This window comes from Endozoicomonas sp. YOMI1 (genome assembly GCF_024606345.1).
GTDB lineage: Bacteria > Pseudomonadota > Gammaproteobacteria > Pseudomonadales > Endozoicomonadaceae > Endozoicomonas.
Map to the genome: position 1 here is coordinate 25,335 of NZ_JAHHPM010000089.1, position 6,843 is coordinate 32,177.

Genomic DNA, 6,843 nt, shown 5'->3' on the forward strand with positions numbered 1-6,843 from the left:
ATGAAAAAAATTGCAATTATCGGCACTGTTGGTGTTCCTGGAAAATATGGTGGTTTTGAAACACTAGCGGATAACCTTGTCTGTTATCACGCTTTTAATCATTTACCTGTATCGCTGACTGTCTATTGTGAGGCTGCAGCTTATTCGAAACGTCCATCGCGTTATCTAAATGCTGATCTAAAATACATTCCTCTAAAAGCTAATGGTATTCAAAGCATTCCGTATGATATTTTTTCTCTTTTTTGGGCTGTATTTCGTAGAACCGAGGTAATTTTGCTACTAGGTGTTTCCGGTGCACTGGCACTACCTCTTGTAAGGCTGTTCTCCCGTGCTAGGATTTTTACTAACATTGATGGTATCGAATGGAAACGTGAGAAGTGGTCTAGTTTAGCTAAACTCGTACTTCGTTTATCAGAGTGGGCAGCTGTGAAATGGTCGCATGTAGTGGTGGCGGACAATCAGGCGATTGCCGAACATGTGGCATCAACTTATGGTGTACCGTGTAAGGTTATCGCTTATGGAGGCGACCATGCGCTAGCGACTGAACCCAATCCTGCAGGGGCTGCTAGTGACTTACCTGTACGTTATGCGTTAGCACTGTGTAGGATCGAGCCAGAGAACAATGTTGCAATGATTCTGGATGCCTTTTACTCATTGCCTGAACAACCATTGGTATTTGTTGGAAACTGGGACAAAAGCGACTACGGCCGTGAACTATATAAACGCTACGGCGATACGCCCAATCTGTACTTACTTGATCCGGTTTATGACCCTGGCCAATTACGATGCTTGCGGGACAGTGCCTGGTTATATGTACATGGTCATTCAGCTGGGGGTACCAATCCTTCCCTTGTCGAGATGATGCATTTCGGTATTCCTGTAATCGCATATGGATGCAGCTTTAACCGTTATAGTACAGAGCAATCTGCACGTTACTTCCTATCCGCAGAAGAATTACAGAACCAATTACTTACACTGGATAACGATACTTCTTATGCCATCGGTAAGCGCATGGTTGAGATTGCTCGCCGACGTTTCACATGGGCGGAGATAGGCCGTGCATATTTTGAGCTCATGGATAATGGTTAAAGTACGCAAGGCTGATTTAATCAAAAGCTTCAATTAGTTTGCTATGAATGCGGATAAATAATCTTTCTGATGGTAAACATCCAACACCTTTTATTGATAGGTGTAACCTATGCTAGCCTCCCCGGCAATAGCCCCGGGGGTTCCTAATGATTAATTAAATCACTCTAATGAATAAGCATACAACCACTCGAAAAGGGGTCATCCTCGCTGGCGGCTCTGGCACCCGTCTTTATCCATTAACCCAAGCGGTCAGCAAACAGCTGATGCCGGTTTATGATAAACCGATGATTTACTACCCCATTTCCACCCTAATGCTGGCAGGTATCCGTGAAATTCTGATTATTACCACACCGGCAGAACAACCACGCTTTAAAGAGTTGCTGGGTGATGGCCATCAATGGGGAATACATTTTGAATATACGGTTCAAGAGGAGCCAAAGGGGTTAGCCCAGGCCTTTACCATTGGTGCAGATTTTATTGATGGCCATGAGTGCGCCATGATACTGGGTGACAACCTGTTTTATGGTTTCAACTTTGCCCGCATGCTGCAATCTGCAGATAAGCGCAAAGACGGGGCTACGGTATTCTGCTACCACGTTAAAAATCCTTCTGCTTACGGTGTGGTTGAGTTTGACGACAGTGGGAAGGTGATAACCATTGAAGAGAAACCAGAAAACCCAAATTCTCCCTACGCAGTAACCGGCCTTTATTTTTTCGATAAAAAAGTAGCCATGTTTGCCCGGGATGTAGCACCATCTGCTCGTGGTGAACTGGAAATCACCTCAGTAATCGATTGCTACCTGCAACGGGGTGAGCTTTATGTAGAGAAGCTAAGCCGGGGCACCTGCTGGCTGGATACCGGTACCCATAACAGCTTGCTGGATGCGGCCAGTTTTATTCAAACCGTCGAGGAACGCACTGGCCTGAAGATAGCTTGCCCGGAAGAGGTGGCCTATCGCATGGGCTGGGTCTCAGCCGAGCATATTATGGAAATCGCCATACCGCTGCGCAAAAGTGGTTATGGCGAATACCTGATCCAGGTAGTTAATGAGGTGCATCCGCTGTGAATATTATCGAAACCCCGATTAATGACCTTTTGATTATTGAACCAAAAGTGTTTGGTGATGATCGCGGTTATTTTATGGAAACCTTTCAGGAGCAGTCATTTGCCAAGCTGGGGTTACCTGCCCACTTTGTACAGGATAATCACAGCTATTCTGCCCGGGGTATTTTGCGTGGTCTCCACTTCCAGAAGCAGCATCCCCAGGGCAAGCTGGTGCGGGTGATTGCCGGGGAAGTTTATGATGTGGCGGTGGATCTCCGTAAAGACTCCACCACCTACGGCCAAAGCTATGGGCTGGTGCTATCGGGTGATAATAAGCGGATGTTCTGGGTACCACCGGGTTTTGCCCATGGTTTTTATGTGGTGAGTGAGTCCGCCCATTTTCTCTACAAATGCACTGATTATTATGCTCCGGAATATGAAATGAGTATTGCCTGGGATGACCCGGAGTTAGCCATCAATTGGCCCCTGGTCGATGGCGAGTTGCCGCTGCTCTCGGCAAAAGATCAGTCGGGTATTGGTTTTGCAACTGTCGGTGGCTTTAACAATGGAGTGTACGAACCTTGATTAATGTATTGATCACCGGCGCCAATGGCCAGCTGGGTTATGAGTTGCGCAGAACGGCTCCACAGTTTGCCCGTCTTTTCTGTACGGATTATCACCAGCTGGATATTACTGATGAAGTGGCCATTCAGGCCTTTTTCAAAAGCTCCACTCCCGCGATTGTTATAAATGCTGCGGCCTATACGGCGGTTGATAAGGCCGAGATGGATGTGGAAACCGCCAGGGCAGTGAATGTAACCGGTGCCGAGCTGTTAGCCAAAGCCTGTGCCAACAATAAAATACCTATGGTGCAGGTATCGACGGACTTTGTGTTTTGCGGTGGTAAATCCTCCCCCTATCATGCCGATGATCAGCCTCAACCTCTCAGTGTTTACGGCCATACCAAGCTGGAGGGCGAAAACCATGTGCGGGAAATACTGCCCCAGAGCAGTCTGATTATTCGTACCGCTTGGGTCTATTCAGCGCATGGCAATAACTTCGTAAAAACCATGCTGCGCCTGATGCAGGAAAAAGATCAGCTGGGTGTGGTGGCCGACCAAGTGGGTACGCCTACCTGGGCAAACCACCTGGCACAGTGTGTATGGAATGGCGTTTCCCATTTACTGGAAGGGACGGTGCATAGTCCGGTACATCATTACACCGATGCCGGGGTGGCCAGCTGGTATGACTTTGCTGTGGCTATTCAGGAAGAAGCGTTGCAACTGGGTTTGCTGGATAAAGCGATTCCGGTGAGCCCGATCCAGACCATTGATTATCCGACACCTGCCACCCGGCCTGCCTACAGTGTGCTGGATAAAACGTCTTCATGGACAGAACTGAGCGCCCCCAAAGTTCACTGGCGGGTGGCACTGCGCCAGATGTTGGCCGAGCTGGCTGGCTGAAGCTTCTCCTCCCTCTTTCTGCTTTGTAAACTTCCCTCTGGAACCTTCATGAAATCACTTCTGGTGACTGGTGGCGCCGGTTTTATCGGTGCCAATTTTGTCCATTACTGGCTAAGCCAGTACCCCGATCATAAAGTGGTGGTGCTGGATGCCCTGACCTACGCGGGTAATCTGGCAAATCTTGAGCCGGTTAACGGGCTGGATAATTTTGAGTTTGTGCATGGTGATATTTTGCATACCGATCTGGTTGTGGAGCTGCTTAAGCATCATACAATTGATACCATTGTCCACTTTGCGGCGGAGTCTCATGTAGACCGCTCCATTACCGGACCGGATGCATTTCTGGAAACCAATATTGTCGGTACCCACAGTTTGCTAAAGGCAGCCAAGCAGGTGTGGCTGGATGGTGGAGTGACGGAACATCGTTTTCATCATGTTTCTACCGATGAGGTATATGGCACGTTGGCAGAGAATGATCCGCCGTTTACCGAAACCACAGCTTATGCGCCGAACTCGCCTTATGCGGCGAGCAAGGCTTCCAGTGATCATCTGGTTCGGGCTTATCAGGAAACCTATGGTTTGCAGACTACTATCAGCAATTGTTCCAATAATTATGGCCCTTACCATTTTCCGGAAAAGCTGATTCCCCTGGTGATTACCAATATTCTGGAAGACAAGCCACTGCCAATATACGGCGATGGTAAACAGGTGCGGGACTGGTTGTTTGTTGAAGACCATGCCCGGGGGATTGAGCTGGTATTGAATAAAGGTAAGGTTGGGGAAAACTACAATATTGGTGGTCATAACGAGTGGCACAATATCGATATTGTTCAGCTTGTTTGCAAGCTGGTAAATGATGCGTTTACTGCTGATGGTCAGCTGGCCAAGCGCTTCCCCAATGCTACTAAAGCTGTTGCGGGTGTTGCTGAAGAGCTGATTACTTTTGTGAAGGATCGGCCGGGGCATGATCGGCGTTATGCGATTGATGCTGCGAAGTCTCGCCGTGAGTTGGGTTATGAGCCTGTTGAGTCTTTTGAGACGGGCATTCGGAAGACGCTGCACTGGTACCTGGATAATGAATCCTGGTGGCGGGCGGTTATGGATGGGAGCTATCAGGATTGGGTGAAGCGGCAGTATAGTTGAGCTGATACAGGTACAGGCAATGCTTTCTTTTTAATAACCACTATTTATTTATTCCTGCTATTAAAATCATGCTCTGCATAGAGTTCAGCTTATATTTCTAATCCTTCGCCAGTCCTGACTTTTTTTGCCCTTCACACAGGTTTGCGACAAGTCAATATTTTTCAATGGATTACTCAACTAAAATAATACCGACCACTACATGATAGTGGTCATTTAATTTATAGAATAGGGAGTAAAAATATGGCTAACAAATCAACTCATGTTGTACCAAATTCTGATGGTGGCTGGGATATTAAACAAAGTGGTGGGCAACGATCTTCAGGGCATTTTGAGCGTAAACAAGATGCTGTAAGCCGTGCCAGAGAAATCAGTCAGAATCAAAAGAGTGAGCTAGTTATTCACAATAAAGATGGAAAAATAAGCAGTAAAGACAGTCATGGTAATGACCCTTATCCTCCAAAAGGGTAAACAAAAACCAGCGACAGGTCTTGATTCTTGACGTTGGCTTCAATGGCTTGGTTAAGCGTCAAGGCTTGCTCCTTCTTGCGTGCAAGGGCAAGGAAAGCGGGGTCAGAAAGCGGGGTCAAGTCTCGATTCTTGACGAGTATTAACGGAGCCCAATCCAGATTTTTACTTTTTTAATCACCCATTTTTTCAAAAGAATTTTGCACAACAAAGGTCACAAAAGGGTGGTTAATATTTCTCATAACATCAACTCTTCAGTCAATGGTGCTACGGTTTTCATTTTATCCTGCAATCCTCTCAGGCTCTGCTAACGAGTTTTTGAACTGTTGAGTTGCGAGCCATATTATCTTTATGAGGCCGAGCTTGAGCAATTGTCGGATGTGAGAATTCGGGAAGCTCAGTAACTTCTCGATCATAGGGCATATAATGGAGCATATTATCTGGCAGGTTATTCCGTTGAGTGTGCCATTAAGGTATGCATATGCCATAAGGTCCGGGCATACGATTTCCCGAATAAAAAACTGGCCCAGGACAGCCACTCACATACGTTGACCGAACTGATAAAAGTAGCGGGGTTGCAATGCTGGATATGGGGCAGCCAGTTAAAATTGTTGACCTAACCAAACGGATGATCTCCCTTTCCTGCCTTTCTATTCTGGATGAAGCGAATCCGGACGGGGATATTGAAATCCGTTTTTCAGGGCTTCGCCCCGGTGAGAAGTTGTATGAAGAGCTGTTAATCGGCGATAACGTTGAGGGAACAATTCATCCCCGAATCAGCCGTGCCTGCGAGGAGATGCTGGCCTGGGAGCAGCTGAAGATTGTGCTGGTTGAGATAATCGAAAGCTTGAAAGAGCATCGTTATAGCATTACCCGAGAATTGTTGCTGCGTTATGTGAATGACTATAAGCCGAGCAGTAATACCAATTCCGCCTTCTAAACATGATATCGAGCAAGCTATTTTGGACGGCTGGGCAAGGCGGAATGACGAGTAATAGCAGGCCTATTGCGAGGAATTCCAACGAAGATTCAGCTGTTCAAAATGGCTGCGCAGTTCATGGTTAGAAGGTGGAATTGGTATAAGGTGGTGGATTGGTTGTATCGGCATCCGAAGCATCAGGCGGTTACGGATGAAGTATCTTGAAAGCCGTTGTCCGTGTTCCGCTGTCCGTTGTCCGTAAAAGACAAGATAAAAGCTTTTACGGACAACGGTTAGCGGGCCTTTAATAATGTTGCCTCAAGCTCCAGTAATTCATGAATTACTGAGTCTGAATATCGAATGCCATTCTGCCGGAGGTCATCAGTGACAGGTTTGAGTGGCCCTATGAGATTTTGTCTTCTGGCTTGAAGTAATAATGTCAAACTGCCAATGACTTTTAGGCCTCTTTTGAAGGACTCTTTGCGCCCTTTTTTTTCGTCAATCATGATGCACGCGTTGAGCTGCATGGCAGCAATAATGGCTTGCGCTTCACCGTTATCCAGTAAGGTTTGTAATTGTTGCAGCAAAGGGTGATTGTCTGGCTGGTCGGCGATGGGCTTTATGGTGCCGCAATGGACAGCACTTTCAATGGCGTGGCAGGCTGGTTTTCCGGGTACTTTGCACTCATTGAGTACAGTGGCGGGAGCCATTAATATCAG

Annotated in this window: 8 protein-coding genes; 7 read left to right on the plus strand and 1 reads right to left on the minus strand. The window is 47.0% G+C overall.

From position 1 onward, the window contains the following. The 7 genes from KDK15_RS03300 (at position 1) to KDK15_RS03330 (ending at position 6,145) form a co-directional block, all read left to right on the plus strand. Positions 1-1,089: a DUF1972 domain-containing protein gene (locus tag KDK15_RS03300; RefSeq protein ID WP_257293943.1), complete on the plus strand. Its 1,089-nt coding sequence runs from the start codon at positions 1-3 to the stop codon at positions 1,087-1,089. A gap of 167 nt (positions 1,090-1,256) precedes the next feature. Beyond that, on the plus strand, positions 1,257-2,156 hold the full coding sequence (gene rfbA / locus KDK15_RS03305; protein WP_257293944.1) for a glucose-1-phosphate thymidylyltransferase RfbA: 900 nt from the start codon (positions 1,257-1,259) through the stop codon (positions 2,154-2,156). Beyond that, positions 2,153-2,719 carry a dTDP-4-dehydrorhamnose 3,5-epimerase gene (rfbC, locus tag KDK15_RS03310; RefSeq protein WP_257293945.1) on the plus strand — a complete coding sequence of 189 codons (567 nt, stop codon included), beginning with the start codon at positions 2,153-2,155 and terminating at the stop codon, positions 2,717-2,719. Before rfbA ends, rfbC begins: the two co-directional genes overlap by 4 nt. Beyond that, positions 2,716-3,597 carry a dTDP-4-dehydrorhamnose reductase gene (rfbD, locus tag KDK15_RS03315; protein ID WP_257293946.1) on the plus strand — a complete coding sequence of 294 codons (882 nt, stop codon included), beginning with the start codon at positions 2,716-2,718 and terminating at the stop codon, positions 3,595-3,597. Before rfbC ends, rfbD begins: the two co-directional genes overlap by 4 nt. A gap of 48 nt (positions 3,598-3,645) precedes the next feature. Next, on the plus strand, positions 3,646-4,740 hold the full coding sequence (gene rfbB, locus KDK15_RS03320) for a dTDP-glucose 4,6-dehydratase (protein ID WP_257293947.1): 1,095 nt from the start codon (positions 3,646-3,648) through the stop codon (positions 4,738-4,740). 240 nt (positions 4,741-4,980) lie between these two features. After that, the gene (locus KDK15_RS03325) at positions 4,981-5,208 is read left to right on the plus strand and encodes a DUF2188 domain-containing protein (RefSeq protein WP_257293948.1); all 228 of its coding nucleotides are present in this window, start codon (positions 4,981-4,983) and stop codon (positions 5,206-5,208) included. A 577-nt stretch (positions 5,209-5,785) separates the two neighbouring features. Beyond that, positions 5,786-6,145 carry a polysaccharide biosynthesis protein gene (locus KDK15_RS03330; protein WP_373691326.1) on the plus strand — a complete coding sequence of 120 codons (360 nt, stop codon included), beginning with the start codon at positions 5,786-5,788 and terminating at the stop codon, positions 6,143-6,145. A gap of 272 nt (positions 6,146-6,417) precedes the next feature. Here KDK15_RS03330 and KDK15_RS03335 read toward each other — a convergent pair. Next, positions 6,418-6,843: DUF3368 domain-containing protein (locus tag KDK15_RS03335; protein ID WP_257293949.1), on the minus strand; the 426-nt coding region annotated here is incomplete at its 5' end.